Annotated in this window: 17 protein-coding genes; 7 read left to right on the top strand and 10 right to left on the bottom strand. The window is 31.6% G+C overall.

What is annotated here, in order from left to right; genetic code table 11:
* Window positions 1-72: 72 nt before the first annotated feature.
* The 7 genes from D1818_RS18635 to D1818_RS18605 all read right to left on the bottom strand — a co-directional run bounded on the left by D1818_RS18635 (window position 73) and on the right by D1818_RS18605 (window position 6128).
* Window positions 73-522, bottom strand: a complete 450-nt coding sequence (locus tag D1818_RS18635; protein ID WP_158597012.1) for a GNAT family N-acetyltransferase — start codon at window positions 520-522, stop codon at window positions 73-75.
* A 28-nt stretch (window positions 523-550) separates the two neighbouring features.
* Window positions 551-1396 (bottom strand): hypothetical protein, encoded by an 846-nt coding sequence (locus tag D1818_RS18630; RefSeq protein ID WP_118460606.1) that lies wholly within the window; start codon window positions 1394-1396, stop codon window positions 551-553.
* A gap of 98 nt (window positions 1397-1494) precedes the next feature.
* Window positions 1495-2796 (bottom strand): M20 family metallopeptidase, encoded by a 1302-nt coding sequence (locus D1818_RS18625; protein WP_158597011.1) that lies wholly within the window; start codon window positions 2794-2796, stop codon window positions 1495-1497.
* Between the two features lie 75 nt (window positions 2797-2871).
* Window positions 2872-3462 carry a Crp/Fnr family transcriptional regulator gene (locus D1818_RS18620; protein WP_118460602.1) on the bottom strand — a complete coding sequence of 197 codons (591 nt, stop codon included), beginning with the start codon at window positions 3460-3462 and terminating at the stop codon, window positions 2872-2874.
* 57 nt (window positions 3463-3519) lie between these two features.
* Window positions 3520-4125, bottom strand: a complete 606-nt coding sequence (locus D1818_RS18615) for a hypothetical protein (protein ID WP_118460599.1) — start codon at window positions 4123-4125, stop codon at window positions 3520-3522.
* Between the two features lie 178 nt (window positions 4126-4303).
* Window positions 4304-4720, bottom strand: a complete 417-nt coding sequence (locus D1818_RS18610) for a hypothetical protein (RefSeq protein WP_118460597.1) — start codon at window positions 4718-4720, stop codon at window positions 4304-4306.
* Window positions 4721-4748: 28 nt separating this feature from the next.
* A complete protein-coding gene (locus tag D1818_RS18605) occupies window positions 4749-6128 on the bottom strand; it encodes an IS110 family transposase (protein ID WP_118456823.1) in 1380 nt (459 codons plus the stop codon).
* A gap of 696 nt (window positions 6129-6824) precedes the next feature.
* Here D1818_RS18605 and D1818_RS18600 point away from each other — a divergent pair.
* Together D1818_RS18600 and D1818_RS18595 are read left to right on the top strand one after the other, a co-directional pair.
* Window positions 6825-7943, top strand: coding sequence for an acyltransferase (locus D1818_RS18600; protein WP_118460595.1), 1119 nt, complete (start codon window positions 6825-6827; stop codon window positions 7941-7943).
* A gap of 473 nt (window positions 7944-8416) precedes the next feature.
* Window positions 8417-8827, top strand: coding sequence for a hypothetical protein (locus D1818_RS18595; protein ID WP_120752635.1), 411 nt, complete (start codon window positions 8417-8419; stop codon window positions 8825-8827).
* 9 nt (window positions 8828-8836) lie between these two features.
* On the opposite strand, the gene D1818_RS18590 is transcribed toward D1818_RS18595, so the two are convergent.
* Together D1818_RS18590 and D1818_RS18585 are read right to left on the bottom strand one after the other, a co-directional pair.
* Window positions 8837-9685, bottom strand: coding sequence for an AraC family transcriptional regulator (locus D1818_RS18590; protein ID WP_118385764.1), 849 nt, complete (start codon window positions 9683-9685; stop codon window positions 8837-8839).
* A gap of 86 nt (window positions 9686-9771) precedes the next feature.
* Window positions 9772-10227: a DinB family protein gene (locus D1818_RS18585; RefSeq protein WP_118460593.1), complete on the bottom strand. Its 456-nt coding sequence runs from the start codon at window positions 10225-10227 to the stop codon at window positions 9772-9774.
* A gap of 230 nt (window positions 10228-10457) precedes the next feature.
* On the opposite strand from D1818_RS18585, the gene D1818_RS18580 reads away from it, so the two are divergent.
* From D1818_RS18580 to D1818_RS18570, 3 genes are all read left to right on the top strand, one after another.
* Window positions 10458-10790 carry a single-stranded DNA-binding protein gene (locus tag D1818_RS18580; protein ID WP_118460591.1) on the top strand — a complete coding sequence of 111 codons (333 nt, stop codon included), beginning with the start codon at window positions 10458-10460 and terminating at the stop codon, window positions 10788-10790.
* A 587-nt stretch (window positions 10791-11377) separates the two neighbouring features.
* Window positions 11378-12988 carry a glutamate synthase-related protein gene (locus tag D1818_RS18575; protein ID WP_118460589.1) on the top strand — a complete coding sequence of 537 codons (1611 nt, stop codon included), beginning with the start codon at window positions 11378-11380 and terminating at the stop codon, window positions 12986-12988.
* Window positions 12989-13025: 37 nt separating this feature from the next.
* Window positions 13026-13772 carry a hypothetical protein gene (locus D1818_RS18570; RefSeq protein WP_118460587.1) on the top strand — a complete coding sequence of 249 codons (747 nt, stop codon included), beginning with the start codon at window positions 13026-13028 and terminating at the stop codon, window positions 13770-13772.
* Between the two features lie 154 nt (window positions 13773-13926).
* Here D1818_RS18570 and D1818_RS18565 read toward each other — a convergent pair whose 3' ends face one another.
* Window positions 13927-14937, bottom strand: a complete 1011-nt coding sequence (locus D1818_RS18565; protein WP_118460585.1) for a YafY family protein — start codon at window positions 14935-14937, stop codon at window positions 13927-13929.
* Window positions 14938-15101: 164 nt separating this feature from the next.
* Here D1818_RS18565 and D1818_RS18560 point away from each other — a divergent pair, with 164 nt between their 5' ends.
* Together D1818_RS18560 and D1818_RS18555 are read left to right on the top strand one after the other, a co-directional pair.
* Window positions 15102-15332, top strand: a complete 231-nt coding sequence (locus D1818_RS18560; protein WP_118460583.1) for a hypothetical protein — start codon at window positions 15102-15104, stop codon at window positions 15330-15332.
* A gap of 424 nt (window positions 15333-15756) precedes the next feature.
* Entirely contained in the window at window positions 15757-15954 is a 198-nt protein-coding gene (locus tag D1818_RS18555; RefSeq protein WP_118460581.1) for a hypothetical protein, read from the top strand.
* The last annotated feature ends 127 nt before the right edge of the window (window positions 15955-16081 follow it).

Below are 16081 nucleotides of genomic sequence, written 5' to 3'. Positions count from 1 at the left end.
TATGATAAATATACTGTATCCAACCTGCATTCACGAAAAGAATCCATTATAAATTTCGACAGTTTTAGTCACTTAAGAATTTTTATCTATCGGTAATTCCATTAGATACAGATCTAAACCAGGCCCCCAATAATTCTGTTCTGTTTCTTTTAAACTAAATCCAAATTTCTCAAAAAACTTATATGCAAGTTGCGACGTAGTTACAACTACTTTTTCTAATGTTAAATTCAATTTCAAAATTGACAAGCAATGTTCTACCATCTTTTTCCCTAGTCCCAATCCAGTATAATTAGGATGAAAAAATATCCATGTTATTCGGCCTGTATTATCTTTTTCTCGAAAATTACATCCTGCTCCTCCAACGATTTTGTTTTCATATTCAATTATCAAATAAGTAACACTATGCTGTTCTAAATATTCTTCAAAATCGTTCACCTCTTTTGGATCAAAATATTTAGGAGTATTTAGTTTAAAAATATCAAATAATTCTTTTTTATCGTGTACGTTGTATGGTCGTATCATACTAAACATCTTAAAAACAATACAATTCCTAATTAATTTGAATAGAAAAATTATCTACAAAAAGTTCTATATCTTCAGTTGTTGGATTAGCCGTAGCTCCTATTTGTACTCTTTCGTAAAAAGTGGGTTCCTGTAAATTAAAATCGATTCCATTTTCGGCAAAGACTTCTCTAAAAATTGCTGCATTGGGCATGTTCATGCCATTACTTGTGATAACGTCATTATTATTTATAACTAGCTTATTCACTCCATCCTCATTATCAGATAAAGTTAATTCCCAACGAATAGAAACCCATTCGTTTCTTGGAAATTGAAATGTTGTTTGAGCAAGAGTACTTGCAGAAATTTTCCCTCTTTCTATAGACAAGAAATCGTTTCCACCTGACATCTTTAACCGAAGTCCTGGACATTGGTTATCTCCATCTGATGATGGATCGGCATCTACTAAAGGGTCCCAGCAAGAGCAACATTCTAGATCAATCAAAAAAAGATTTTCAATGTTAGCAGTAGTGTTTAGATAAAAATCTGCCTGGATAATAACTTTATCACCTACAAAAGCCTTAAACTCGCCTTTCTCAATATCCATTTTTGATAGTAGATTATCTGATTTAAATGCAAATATCCTCAATGCATTGTTTCCTTCTGAGAGCGTAGTATTAGAGATTGTAATCTCATTTATTTGATCTGAAGGGTTTGATTGCTGTATATTAGACCATCTACTATTATCTGAAAGAAAAAGCTCGTCAACACTACTGCTCTGAGTTTCGAACCCGTCCTCAAACAAAAAGGACGGAGCAGTTTCTATCAAAGTATCGTCATTACTAGAACAAGCAAAACAAAAAGCTAGAATAATTACTATACATAATATCTTCATGACAAACTAGGAATTTGTTATGAAGATACTATATTTATTTAATATTTATAATAATAACAAAGCCGTGGAACCTTCATCTTTTCAAGACTTATGAGTACTTATTGATCCAATCTTTCGGCAATCATGGACGCGAAATAATTTACTCCTGTCTTAATACAATTCTCATCAATTGCAAAATTTGGAGCATGCGGCATCGAGATAATTCCTTTTTCAAAATTAGAACCTCCTAAGAAAAAATATACACCAGGCACTCTTTCTAGAAAATAAGCAAAATCATCACCACGACCGTCTGGCATTTCTCCATATAGCCTGATTACATTTTGCTGTCCATAAACTGCAGAAATGGAATTCATAGTTTCATTCGTTAACTTTTTATTATTCATAAGATTCGCTCGATCCCCAGAATACGATACATTTACCAACTTCTCTGAATATTTTGATGACTTAATCTTCTGTTTTACTTGAGGCAAAATTTTAGCTAATTCATTAAAGATACTAGAGCCAACGTACGTTTTAATTGATATTAGATCATCCGTCTTTTTAATATCAAAATTATCATATACCGTTATATAATCTTTAAAAATAGTATTCGGGTTTGCTAAACCAATAGCAGGACTTAATAAACTTTGCGGATCAAAAAACTCACTATCAGCCGCTACATTTTGAAAGCTTTTAAGCAATGTTTTGGTGTACTCAAGCACAGCGTCATTATCAGCTGAGTTTTTATAAACCACTTCTATCATTTTATAATCAGCAAATAGCCATTCTGGTTTGGTTGAAATCATTGTTGCAGGAAGTGGAGCGATATGTGTTCCATATATTTCATCTGGATTAATGATATCAAATAAGCCATCTTCTATCATTGCCTTTGCTCCTTTATAATTCTCTTCAGAAGGTTGAAAAATAAAATAAACCGTTCCTTCTAATTGATCTTTTTGACTCGCTAGTACATTAGCAATCCCTAATGCGATAGTGGCATGCACATCATGTCCACAAATATGGCGAACACCCTCTTTTTTTGATTTAAAATCTACCATATCTGGTATATCAGATTGCATCGCATCAATATCTGCTCTCCATGCAATTTTCTTTCCTTCTTTTGCTCCTTTTAAAATACCAACAACACCATTCCCTCCAATATTTGTTTTAACCTCTAATCCGATAGAGAGTAAATATTCTTTGATTTTATGAGCTGTTCTTTTTTCCTGTTCTGAGACTTCTGGGTTCATATGAAAATCTCTACGAATCTGTACAAGATCGTCAAAGATTTTATCTGTTTGTTGCTGTATTCCTTTATGAATAGTAGCCTCTATTACTGCTTCTTGTCCAAAAGACACTAACCCACAAAAAAGAAATAATAAGGAAACTGTTGTGTTTAATATTGTTCTATGAGTAATCATTTTTACTGTATTTAAATTTATACCGTAAAAATGTGATATAATTAAATAATGTACCTGACACATATGTGACAAAAACTATCTTTTTGCAATTTTACTTCGTATTCTACTCAAAGATTGGCGTTCTATCCCTAAATAAGTTGATAAATGAGATAGGCTTATCCTATTAATGATATCTTTATTATGAGCTACAAAGTCTAAGTATCTTTCTTCGGCATTTTTAAATAGAAAACTCTCTACTCTATCTGTTTGGAAAGTCAATACATATTCGGCAATTAATCTTCCGTACATCTCGCTTCTCTTATACCTTTTATACCCTTCTTGAATTTTATCATAAGGTAACTTTATAATAACAGATGGTTCCAAGCATTCGATAAAGTACTTAGATGGTATTTGTCTAATAAAAGCCGGGTAATCTGTGGCATAATTATTTTCGTTTACAAAACCTGTAGTTATCTTATTTCCTTTTTCATTAATATAATATCGTCTTAAGAGACCTTTACACACGAATGCAACTTCTTTCTGAACTTCTCCGCTCCTGAATAAAAATTCTTTCTTATCATATTCTTCTATAGTCAGATATGAACGTAAAAAACTCAATTCTTCCGAGTTCAAATCAGGAAATAATTTGATATATGATTTATAATACTCCTGGTGTTCTTCTTTCAAATTCTTCTGTTTTTAAATACTATTAACAAAGTGTTACTTAAAAAAAAAACTTTGTTTTCATTGGCATTCGATATTTAAATGTACTTCTTTTAGCTGATTCCAAATTGGGTGATTTGTTTCTTTAGGAGACAAGTAAAACCAGACCAAATGTTTTTTTCTAGCATTACAATATTCATATTTGATATTTGCATTTAACGTAATCATATCCTTTGCAAAAAATTCATCATAAAGTTTTATTGAACCATTATAATGATTGTCTTCAATTTTCTGTATCAAAGATTGTGTCTCTGGAATATCTTTAAAGAAACTAAAATTCGTGATGGCTCCAGTATTCATAAGTCCGTCAAAATAAATATTCATTATGTTTTCTAATACCCTTTCATTTAATGTTGGGTTTTCCTCTAAGACCCATAGAAAAACATAAGAAAAATAATCTTCGGTATTTGTTTCTCCCCAACCCGGAGCAAATCGAATATGTTCTTCTCCTTCATAATCCAAATCCCCCGCAAATATTAAAGGAAACTCTAATACTTCACTCCGCCAATCATTCTTTGCTTCAAGAACATTTTCTATATTATTATGCAATCTGAAATAAAGATATCCCGCACCTATGGCAATGAGTAAGATCAAAACCAATAGTATTTTTAATAGTTTTTTTAGCATAACGTTTAATATATGTGTCGTAGCAGGGCAAAATGTTACCTTGCTTTTCGATTTTTTACGCATTGGTTGCTAACTTTTCCTTTCTGCAAGCATTGCACCTTACTACATATACATGAACCAATCGATTTATCACCGAACTGCTATAATCACATATATGTTGTTGTACGTTCGTTTTTTTTTACATTCCAACAGTTTCATAGATATAGCTTATTCCAGTTTCTGGATTTCGTAAATATCTTGAGCGTTCAAATTCGTTTGTTTGATCTTTTGCATAAATTAGAAAATTTTGGTCAGGTTCAAACCATTCAGGCAGTTCAGTCCAATTTTTCCAATCATTTCTGATTGTGTCAATTTCAAGTCCGTTATATTTAACAAATTTGTCAAACCATTTTTTGTCAGATTTAAATTTGAGAAATAGCTCATATTCGAGTGAAAAATGTGGTGATTGATAATATTCACCTTTAATTAATTCAATTTCATTTGGGATCTCACTACGAGACCAATATTTATAAGCTTTCTCAGCATTCTTGGTTTCAACAGGGAAGCAACTAACCAAAAGAAAAACAAATCCGATTAATGTTATTTTTTTTATCAATTTTAAGTTTTTTCAATTCTGACTAACGTCAATTTTGTTTATTGATTATTATGCTGTTGTTAAACCCTAAATCTTCGGGTTTTAAGTCAAATTTATCGATTTGTTTTTTAATTCTTTTGACAAGCCCTAGTTTTCTTTTTTGATCGAGGAATAAATATAGTTTAGGCGGTTGGTATTGTATTTTCTTAGTTATCATATTCCATATTATTACTGCCAACTTTCTAGCTGTTGCGCTTACCGCTGAGTGCCTTCCCTTCCTGTAGGCTACTCTTCTGAAAAAATCAGAAAGATGAGTATCTTTTAAGTTTCCAATAGCATTTGCTGCTTGCCTGAGTGCTATTTTGAGTCTGTTACTTCCTTTGGGCACTCTATTACTTAGTATTTTTCCTCCAGATATTTTGTTGTTGGGAGCCAACCTTAGCCAAGAGGTAAAATGTTTAGCAGTAGGGAATTTTTTAAAACCTTCAGGTCCAATTTCGCTCATAATGCTAAGAATGGATGAATGACTCAATCCTTCAATTGCAAAAAGGTCAACACCATCAAAATATCTAAAAGCAATTTGATTCATATTTTTAATTTTAGGAGCATTTTTATTGATTCTTTTATAAGTTTTTTCTGTTGTTTTGAGTTTTTTTCTTTCGGGATATTGTTTGAGTTCTTGTTTTATAAACTGCTCAATCTTTTTGTCACAAGCTTTTATGTTTCTTTGGAAGAATTGATAACTTTTGAGCTCTTGTTGCAATCCAAAAAGGAAGTCTTCTCTATTATTACCGTGTAGCGCTTTTGCAATTTCTTCTTTAGGTTTTCTACAGTTAAAATGCCGATGTTCTGCTAGGTTATATGGATCAAGATTACCTTTACAGATATCTTCAATGATTTTCATTCCAGTAAGTCCGCAAACATCTTTGACTACTACATCCAATCTGAAGTTCAGTAGTTTTAGATATTTCTGCATTTTATGTGTTGCAGATGAAGCAAGTTCAATCCAATTTGTTCTTTGTCGGCAATATGTTCGTAAATGTTCAGTAACAAGATCTGGTAGAAAACTTCCCGTAAGTAGCCCAAGAGTATGTAGTTTTTGTATCCATCTACAATCTTTCACATCGGTCTTTTTTCCTTTGGCATTTTTAGTGAATTTCCCATTGACTAGTACTACCTCAAAACCAAAACTAATAAGTTCCGTATATAGATTCTGCCAATAATCTCCTGTAGATTCCATAGCTACAGTAGTTACATCGTTGCTCACAAACCACTCACATAATGAAGTCAAATCCTCAGCATATACGCCAAACTCTTTTACATCTTCTAACTCTTGACCAATAGCAGCATAATGAGAACGACTTCCAATATCAATTCCTGCTGCATTGAAATTCACCACATCCATTCCTAGTTTCATTTTTCTTTCCATTTTAAAAAAATTAAAGATTCATAAAAAATGACCCTAAGGAAATGTAACTTTGTACTTGAAAATTATTCTGAACGGGGTAACTGAGCAATCAGTTCCACCACTGAAATTATCAACAAGCCTCTGAACCACGAATTCAGAGGCTTTTACATTTCAACCAGAATTACGCCCGAGCTATTATGCATCAGTTTAAAAATCGGCCTTTCATAGGATCACAATAAAGTTCGGGACTTCGTAACGTTAGCAAAAGAAATTAATAGAGTTTCTTTATGTGGAGAATTACCCACAACGGTTCGGCTATGGTTAATACGGAAATTAAAATTACTTAATTTCCGATTAAGCACTTAGCCAAAACTTTTTATTTTGCTTTAATTTTTTATTTTAATGCTAAATCAAAAAGATTTGGCGGACTTTATAAAAATACACTAAACTTTGGATTAAACCCCAAACCCCGTATTAATTATAGCCCTTGTTATCGGTTTTTTTCTAATAAATCTAAAATAGATAGTATTTAGTGAAAATTGACCTGTTTATTCTTTTAAGATCTTCATTTATTAGAGGTAACTATTGGTATATTAATATTTTATATATAATAATTTTTTTTATTGTCGCTTGCTTTTTGATAATTGTGAGGCTTCTGTTAAATCTAGTCCATTAGTTTATGAATTGAGTTAACTATATGAATAAAAATATTGCAAAATGAAACAAATAAAATTTATAGATTCTCTCACACCATTGCGAGGTATTGCTGCAATTATGGTAATGTTTTTTCACTATGATGCATTTTTAATGATGCAAGGTTTTCCTAGGTTGATATCGACAAATAGCACCTTTTTTATAGCTCGTGGTGACCTTTGGGTAGATTTTTTCTTTATTCTAAGTGGTTTCGTAATATGTCATGTGTACAGTCAACAATTGAGTAACTTAAACAAAAAGGTAATTAAAAAATATATTTGGGCAAGATTTAGTCGAATATATCCATTGCATTTTTTCATCATGATTTTATTTGCAATTCATTTTTTAGCATTACTTGTCTTTGTTCCTGAGTTTGCAGATAAATTAAAACCACCTTCTGGTTTTAATGATTTTGTTTTGCAATTATTTTTCCTTGATGCCATAGGTCTTATTGATGGATGGTCTTGGAATGTACCTTCTTGGTCAGTAGCTTCGGAGTGGTGGATATACCTATTAGCTATTTTAGTTATCCCTTTTATTAATAAGAATAAAAATACAATTACTGCTTTAGCACTTGTTGTAAGTCTTTTTGCTTTAATATTAATACACCATTTTACTAAAGAATATGCAGCAGGTACTCCAATTTGGAGAATCACTAGTACTTTTCGCTGCTTATTCGAATTTTCTATAGGCGTATCTATCTATCAATTCTATAAAAGTCTCAACAACACTCAATCCATTTGGGCTAGTGATTGGATGATGTTTTTAATTGGAATTGGAGTAGTACTTAATTTACATTTTGATATTTATTTAATTTTAATAATTCCTTTTTTTTCGGCTTTTTTATTGTGTGCTGCATTAAACAATGGTTTGCCATCTAGAATACTGAATGCAAAACCTTTTGTGTTTTTAGGTGATCTTTCCTATTCCATTTATTTAATACACATTTTTTGGTTGATGCGATTCGGAAGAATGTGGGTTGAGTTATATTATAAACCAGATTATCCAGAGAGTGAGCCCACTTCTATAGATCATTTTATTTGGCTCACTGTTTTATTTTTCGCCACAATTAGTTCTTCATATTTAACACATCGTTTTGTAGAATTAAAAGCACAGAAAAAACTTAGAACTATTTTTCCTTAAAGTATTATAATCTTAATAGTGCTAATTAATAATAAATAAAAAAAGATTAGAAGTGAAATAATATTTAAATATCTATTTAAGAAAAAATATCAAATAAGAATTTTCACAACATCTAAAGTTAATTGATGAATTCTAGTTTTCTTTTAATAGGGTTGCTTTTTCATTATTTTGATAAAACAATCTTTAGCTTAGTTCAATTGGTTTTTGAAAAGTTGACGTTTGTTTACGTTTTAATTGGGCTATTATTATGTTGTTATTTAGAATTAAAGGATGGTAAATCTGGTATAAGAAAAATCTTTTATTATAATATAAATTAACAAACATTTCGTCTAGGACAGAAACCATAATTAATTAGAACTATCATTATCGGTTTTTTTCTAATAAAATAGATAGTGTTTATTGAAAATTGACCTGTTTTTTCTTTTCAAACCTTCATTTCTTTGCTGTGATAATTTAATTTAAATTTTATAGTTATGAAAAAAATATTGTTTTTAGTAATGCTTGTTTTTAGTCTTTTCTCTTTTTCTCAAACATCGAATAGCTTGGATAAAGAAGAGTATTTGTTAGACGGATATAATTTTACTTATCAATATCAGACAGGAGCTGCTGTCGATATTTCATTTAATGGAAGAAAATTAACCTATCAATGGATTGCAGGAAGAAATGCTGGGAAGCCACCAAAGACTTATGTTTATAAATCAAGAAAGTTAGATTCTGGAGTTTATATGGTTAACTGGAATGAACCAAAATTGAAAAATTTTATAACTCTAGTCTACAATTTTAATACAAACACTTGTGCTTCATCAGTTATTGTCAAATATGGTGATGCGAATCCTATATTAGCATTTGATGGTGGTATTATAAAAAATGTAATAAAACAGTAGGTAGCTAGGTCAGATTGTTTTTCTGAAATGATTTGCAGTTTGACCTGTCATTTTTTTAAAAAAACGATTAAAATTTGAAACATCAGAAAAATTAAGCCGATTCGAAATCTCACTAACCGTATTGTTTGAAAATAACACCTCTCTTTTTACCTCGATCATTAAGCGTTCATGTATAATTTGTAGTGCAGTATTTAATAAATATTTTTTACATAACTTATTTAATAGGTTGTGACTTATTTTAAGAGCCGAAGCATATTCACTAACAGTATGCCATTCAATAATATGTTTGTCTAATAATTTTTGAAACCTGTATATAATTTGATTATAATCAGATTTGTAAGTTTGATTTTTTTCACGGTAAATTCTATCAATTAAGCTAATGGAATAATAAAGCAAGCTTCTAAAAATATGTGAACTGTCTCCTTTTAGTAAATTAAATTCTTTTTCTACTTCTTTAAAAACCCATTGGCATTTCTTGAAGTTTGATTTATTTAATTGGACTTGAATTGAGGGACGATTATAGGAAAATATTATAAAGCGATTCAAAAACACATCGTCTCTAAAAAATGTGTTTAAAAATTCTCCTTCAAAGAAAAAACTAAAACCTTTAGTGGGTTTGCTAACTTCCCATTTTCGTATTTGGTTAGGAAGTGTAACTATAACAGTTCCTTTTTTGTAAGGAACTTTTTGATTATCCAAACTATAGAATCCATTACCTTCTGAGATGAATAAGACTTCGTAAAATGTAATGAAATGTTGTTCATTAGAAAGTACATATCCTTCTAATGTTTCAATTCTCCCCAAATCAACTAATAAGTTTTTACCGTATTTGTTTTTTAGGAAGTCATATTGTTTCATATTAAAATTGATGAGTTTTTGTAATTACCGATAACAATAGTATATCAAAACTTTTTTTATTCTAAGATCATATTAACGTTTCTAAACTAAACGTCCAGTATTCTTCTATGATAGTTGATTTGACCTAAATGATAGGTTAGATGTGTTGTAAGATGTATAAAAAACCTTAACGTACTTGGGTTCTTATCCATCAGTACTCTAGGATACTCTTTTTGTAGGTCTTCCTGTGTTACCTTATCCAACGCATCTTGTACAATAGTCATCGTTTCATTTACCATAGCTATTAACTGTGATCTTGGTACATTTTTTAACGAAAACTCTTTATCTCTTTGTCTTACATATCCAGTTTTACCATATTCTGCACCTATATAGGTATTGAGATTACCCACAAGATGTAAACATAGGTTTCCAGCAGAATTACTGATTTCTTTTGTTTCGATCCATAGATTTTCTTCTTTGGAATACGCATTCACTTCTGCTTTCAATTTTGTCAAATCCCTGTCAAAGATTGTTTTTAAAACTGCTATAATTGAATCATTCATAAGTTTTTATACACTGTTTATTAATATTTCTAAGGTATCATTTTTTTAGTCAAAACCATGTTTTTAACTGTTTTCAAACGACTACAAACGTTTACAACCGAAAATAAACACTTCCTAACCGAATCTAGAGATCATCCGATTCTAAGTTTGCATCATCGAAAAACATAAGAACTCGATATTATCAATTCTTTAATCTCCCTGTTATAGACAGGCTTTTAAAAACTAAAATCATGAACACACTTAAAAACAAAGTACAGTTAATTGGAAATTTAGGACAAGAACCAGAAATCGTAAACCTAGATTCTGGAAGAAAATTAGCAAAATTCTCTATCGCTACAAACGATTACTACTATAATAAAGCAGGTGATAAAATCACTGATACACAATGGCACAATATTGTCGCTTGGGGGAAAACCGCAGAAATCATTGAAAAATATGTAAACAAAGGCCAGGAAGTAGCTATAGAAGGTAAACTTACATCGCGTAGTTATGATGACACAGAGGGTAATAAAAGGTACATCACAGAAGTCGTTTGTAATGAGTTTTTGATGCTAGGAAAATAGTTAGAAAGGAGCTGTATGGATTTCATACGGCTCCTTTCTATTTACAGAAATTCACTTAACTCATCTGTTTTGATCTTTATATATTTTTCCGCTTTGTAGTCTAAGTTTATAATTTTAATGACTCTTTTTTTGCTGTGATAGTTAACTAAATAAACATCTTTTGAAATTACCCAACCCAGAAATCTCTTTGCTACTAACTCTATAACATTTCTTGGCAGCTTCACATTTTCAAACTTTTATATAGTATCTAAGACTTTTCCATTTTTATCATAAGCTGCTAGTATCTTACCATCGGGGATATAAAAAGAGACATAGGTTGTTATACCAATATAATTATCTATTACAACACTCTATATGAACCTTAATCCAATAATTATATACAGTCTGCATTAAAGTTTTACTAGTAAAATTCGGAAGTACGATGGAAACTTGGTAAATTTAAGACTAATTGTATTGCTCTTTAATGAAAACCTACTAGAAAAGATTTACAAAAGTTCTCTTAAATTATTAAGACAAATAAAATACTTGTTCGGATCAATTAAAAAATAAATCTCATATAACTAACATCTAAAAAACTGAAACAACCTATGAAAAAACCTGTATCAATTGCCAAAATCAGTGATTTAGAAAACAAACAACCTACGCATGCCTTAGTAAATGGATTAGACCTAGTTATTGTCAAGTTTGATGAAGAAATATCTGTACTATATGGTCGATGTCTTCATAGAGGTGCCTTGATGGCGGATGGACATGTTGATGGGCATAATCTTATTTGTGGAGTACACGGTTGGGATTATAGAGTAGATACTGGTATTTCTGAGTATAACAATAAAGAGGTTTTACATAAGTTCAGTACTAAGATTGATGGAGATAACTTATATGTAGATGAAAAAGAAATCGATGCGTATTTGGCAAATCAACCACAACCTTTTAACAGAGATGAATATCTAGGAGCTTATGCAGATACACATCCAGAAGACACAGAACCTTATACTGGATACATTAAAGAGCTTGCTAAAAACGGATTAAAAAATTTAGGGCATCACGGTTTTTCGGCTTCTATGGGTGTAGATAGAAATACATTGCCTAAATGGAATGATATTCAATTTTTACCTGCGCAATTGGCAAGTAGGCCTTTATTAGATGATGAAGAAGTAGCTACCAAAGTAGTAATTGGTCCTAAATCAAAAAAACCTTTGCATATAGATATTCCTTTATTTGTAAGTGATATGAGTTTTGGAGCACTCTCTAGAGAAGCTAAAATTGCTTTATCCAGAGGTGCAGAAATGGCTGGAACCGGAATTTGTTCTGGAGAAGGAGGCATGCTACCACAAGAACAAGAAAGCAATACTAAATATTTTTATGAACTAGCGTCCGCACAGTTTGGATTTTCATGGGATAAATTAGATAAAGTACAAGCTTTTCACTTTAAAGGTGGGCAAGGAGCAAAAACGGGTACAGGTGGTCACTTACCAGGGAGTAAAGTAAGTAAAGAAATTGCAGAAGTTAGAGGTTTAAATCCAGGAGAAACTGCTATTTCACCTGCAACCTTTCCAGATTTTCATGGTGTGAAAGATTTCAAAGCTTTTGCCGAACAAGTACGGGAACGAACCGGAGGAATTCCAATTGGTTTTAAAATTGCCGCCAGTCATATCGAGAAAGATATCCAGTTTGCTTTAGATGTTGGTGTGGATTATATCATCTTAGACGGACGCGGTGGTGGAACCGGATCCGCTCCTACAATTCTAAGGGATAATATTAATGTACCAACAATTCCTGCCTTAGCCAGAGCTAGAAAATATCTTGATCAAGTGGGCGCTACAGATGTTACCTTAATTATCACTGGAGGATTAAGAATCGCAGAGGATTTTGCAAAAGCAATGATGCTTGGTGCTGATGCTATTGCTGTATCTAATTCAGCTTTACAAGCTATCGGTTGTTTAGGAATGCGCGCATGTGGAAGTAACAATTGTCCAGTAGGCATTGCTACGCAAAAAGAATCGTTAAGAAGTAGATTGATTATTGAATCTTCGGCAAAGCAATTACACAATTATTTTGACGCAACCAACAACTTAATTAAAGTTATTGCAAGAGCCTGTGGATACGATGATATTTCGAAATTCAATCACGATGATTTATCAACTTTTGATCGGGATATGCATAAACTAACCAATATCAATTATGCTGGTGTACTTTAAAACACGATAACTGACACATACTAACTAAACCAAAAATATGACAACTCAAATGCATTTAGCAGCTCAATATCTAGCGGCAGCTGGAATAAGTTTTGTAGATAAAAAAGATGATGATAGTCATACAAATCTTGGATTTTCAGTAGAAAAAGAAACACTTTATACAAGGAAATTAGACAATAAACCAATTGTCCTTTCTCTTAGCTATGATCTTTTTACATTAGAATGGAATGACGCTAGTTCTAAAAGCACCTTGCGATTAGATGGTACAACACATGCTGAAGTGATACAATGGATCAATAGAATGGCGAATAATAGTAATACCTCTGTTCCTTATTCTTATGACATTCACTATGAACTTCCTTATCAAATAAAGGATGACTATGTCTTCAAATTAGAAGATGCTTCAACGCTTCAGCAATTAAAAGAACAAAGAATATTAGCACATACTGTTTTAAGAGAATTTCTAGATAGAAATAAACTAGATTCTGAAATTAGAATATGGCCTCATCATTTCGATACCGGAGCTTTCGCTCCTTTAGAAGACGAAGCAGGTCTTGCCATTGGATTAGGTTTAGCAATTCCTGATGAATCTCATAGTGAATATTATTTCTATATAAGTGCGTATCAGGGTCACGATGGTGTAGATACAGCAAACTTTAAATCGTTATCTCTTGGCGAATGGAAAAACGAAGGTTTTAAAGGTGCTATTTTACCCGTTACAGATGTAAATAAAAATAATGGAGTTACTTTTTTTGAAGAAGCTCTTTCCATTTATAAAAACTAGTAACTATACAACAAATTCATTCTGGTGAAAAAAAAGTTAAAAAGCCCTGCTTAGAAAAGTCAGTAGATGCACTGGATAAAATTAATTCGATATATCTAATGGATCCTTTTATGCAATATTTCATTCATAATGCAAAACAGATTATAAAATAATACTATTCATACCTTCCTAATGCCCGTTTTAACTTGGTATGAATCCTGTCACGCAATCGTTCTGGCTGTAATACCTCGATACTATCTCCAAAGCCTAAAATTAATCGCTCTAACTCAAAATTCATTTGCACTCTAATACTAAAAGTTGCCCCTCTCTCATCTTGCGATAAAATTTCTTGGGAGTTATGAAATGGTTTTGTCACCACATACGGAGCATTACGATTATCTATTCTAAATTTTATCAGTTCGGGAACTACATTTTCCGAAACCGTAACACCAATCACATCTTTATAATATACATCACCATCAACATGCTGATCGATATACGTAATATCTTCATCAGAATTATGAATACTTTCGATTCTATCTAAAGCAAAAGTGGTCAACATCTTTCGTTTATGGCCTATGGCTAATAAAAACCATCGGTTATTAAACTCTTTCAATAACTGCGGATGGATATTAATTTCAGTTTCGTCCTTTGCCTTAAAAGACTTGTACGCAATCTTCAATACCTGTTTGTTTTGTATGGCATGATACAATCTATCGATATGCTCTAACCCCTTTAGTTGTTCATTTTTTTCTAAATGAATAATTGGGATGTTATCTTTCTGAGTTGCATATACAGAATCTTCTAATCGTTCTATGACTCCATTCATTTCTTTAAACAGCGAAAAATCTTTAAACTGGCGTAATATCTGTATAGATTCATTCATAATCTTAATATCATGATCCGTGACAGGGATATTCATAATGCTGTAATCCTCTTCTGCATATCGATAATATTTACGCTGATACACTTCTATGGGTGCATTATACCCTAATTTATCACTACGCATCATCTGTATGTCCAACTGCACAGTTCTTTTACTTACATATACATCTTTTCCTTCATATTCATATAATGCATCAGAACATGCTTCAATAAGATCGTCTAAAACCCACTGCTTAAACTTATTACGCAGACATTGATCAATTGTCTTATATCGGATTAATGCATTTTTATTAGAAGCCATTTTAAAAATTTTGTAAAAAGTAATAAATAATTTTAACTACGCAAAAAGAATGCGTACTGCAGACAGATATTTGTACTATAAATAATAAACAAATAAAGATTTCGAATACGCCTTGCAAATTTTTGCATTGTGTATCATTTAATTAACAACTAAAAAATACTACAATGAAGTTTAATCAATTTTCTAAAAAGAAGCAGGAGATCAGAAATTATCTGTTAGCCGATGCATTTGAAGGCTTCGATGGAATAGGATTACATACTTCGGTTGTTAATACTACTCCAGAAAAAATGCCAAGTGTAAACGGTATGACAGAACTGGAAAAAGCACTGAATTTACTTAGTAAGAACATTCGTAAAGTGCTAGTAACAGATAGCTATACTTCGCATATAGTTTAGATTTTGTAGGCTACAAAGAGTGATCGTAAAAATTGGTTGCAATTTTATCAAAGTAAAAGTCTCTTCTCCCCAAGGAGAAGGAACTCTAAAAACTTTTTAAAACAGCTACCTAATAAATCACTTATTGTAAGAGTACAAGATACACTTATCGAGCATTATCTGTCATTATTTTCTATGACGCTTATTGAAACAAGGTTACAAAATTAGTTTTGTCAATCTGAGCCTATCGAAGACTCACGTAGATCTACCAGATCCTAACTAACAATCTGATATATCACACGGAATCTATCGAACTACAGTTTGCCGCTACCCGAAAAGGGGAAAGTAAGGTATCGCAACTGTAATAGGATCACTTTCCCAACCCTATTGATTATTTCCCATAGGTACTAGGTATGAATCCACATACTAGCTGGGGTTACAACCTATGGGCGTACCCCAACAATTGGAATATCAAACAACTAACAACATGAAAACTTTAAAATTTTTACTATTAGCCGTCTTATTAGGTCTTAACCTCGTTTCTTGCGACCCTCCTACTCTCCAAGAGGAAGTTGGAGTTGAGGAAGTGGAGACAACTTCTCTCACTGAAGATGATGATGAAGATGTTGATCCAGGCAAATAATAACTTAGTAATTGCTTAGAACACTTTTAAAAAAGGGTTTATCCAAAAATAAACCCTTTTCCCATTTTTTATTTATAATCATTAAATTATTTACATTAGCCATCAAATTAATATTTATATGAAGCTT

The sequence above is a fragment of the Aquimarina sp. BL5 genome (genome assembly GCF_003443675.1).
Taxonomy (GTDB): domain Bacteria; phylum Bacteroidota; class Bacteroidia; order Flavobacteriales; family Flavobacteriaceae; genus Aquimarina.
Note: the sequence above shows the minus strand (reverse complement) of the source record. Positions and strands in the feature narration are given on the sequence as shown.